Annotated in this window: 1 protein-coding gene; it reads right to left on the bottom strand. The window is 36.0% G+C overall.

Annotated features, from left to right (window positions below; translation table 11 throughout):
* Positions 1-918, bottom strand: a 918-nt coding sequence (locus IQ242_RS25545) for an NAD(P)-dependent oxidoreductase (RefSeq protein WP_193961874.1), incomplete at its 3' end; no start/stop codon positions are given.
* Positions 919-1,057 lie beyond the last annotated feature (139 nt).

Raw genomic sequence — 1,057 nt, 5'->3', positions numbered from 1 at the left:
GGTTAAAACATCATCGAGGGTGGAACAATAGTTTTTTAAACCAAAATCGTCAGGAGTATAGGTTTTAATGTGGGTGAAGTGGCGATAATTCATGGCAAAGCGGTCCCATGGTTCCATCTGCAAGTTAAAAACTTTGATAAAAAAGTTAGCAATGGTTAAAGATAAAGGAATGCGAAAATAGATTTTTTTGTTTAAATAAGTACAGATTTCCTCCACTGCTTGGTTAGCTGTTGTGCGTTGATTGCCTAGGACAATTTTGCTTTCTGGTGCGGGATTTTCGATTAAATAATTCACCACTTGAGCTATATCTTTAGCATGGATAAAATGAAAACTGCCATCAGCTTGAAACCAACGCACTAAACCGATATATTTCAACACATCCGGTAAACCACCATAGATATGAGAATAGGGTTTATTTTCGTCACCACCTAAGACAAAAGTGGGGTATAAAGTGATAATTTTATCGGCGATTTCTAGGTCAGTAAATTTACTATAACAAATATATTTAGTGCGGATATAATTAGTTCCTATCTCCCCAGCTTCCGGTAAAGGTTGATTATTTTGATTGAGAATACTGGCAGTAGAAAAGTAGAGGACTTTCTCGCAGATTTGAGCATCTAAATAACTAATTAATTCTAGGGTTTTTACCACATTAATCTGATAACTTTCCTCCTCTCCTCCCCAACTGGTAGCGATTAAAACCGCTATATTCATTGTTTTTAAAAGCTCGGCATATACCCCAATATTTTCCATGTCGCCTAAAAGTATATGAACATTTGATCGCCCTTGGTAAGTAAATTTTAACTTCTCTGGATTACGCACTAAAAAATATAATTCATAGTCGGGATTTTCCAGTAAAATTTCAGCGATATAATGCCCAATACAGCCACTCACACCCGTTAGAAATATTTTTTTCATTATTTTAATTGATCCAGCATAATTTAGGGGACAGTGTGAAAGTAAAAAGTAAAAAAGGGTGTTGGGGTTTTAGGGTTTTAGGGTTTTAGGGTTTTAGGGTTTTAGGGTGTTGGGGTGTTGGGGTTTTAGGGTTTTAGGG

It is taken from the genome of Microcystis sp. LEGE 08355 (assembly GCF_015207185.1).
In the GTDB taxonomy this organism is placed as follows: domain Bacteria; phylum Cyanobacteriota; class Cyanobacteriia; order Cyanobacteriales; family Microcystaceae; genus Microcystis; species Microcystis panniformis.
The sequence above is the reverse complement of the archived record's forward strand: the minus strand, read 5'-3'. Positions and strand labels throughout refer to the sequence as shown.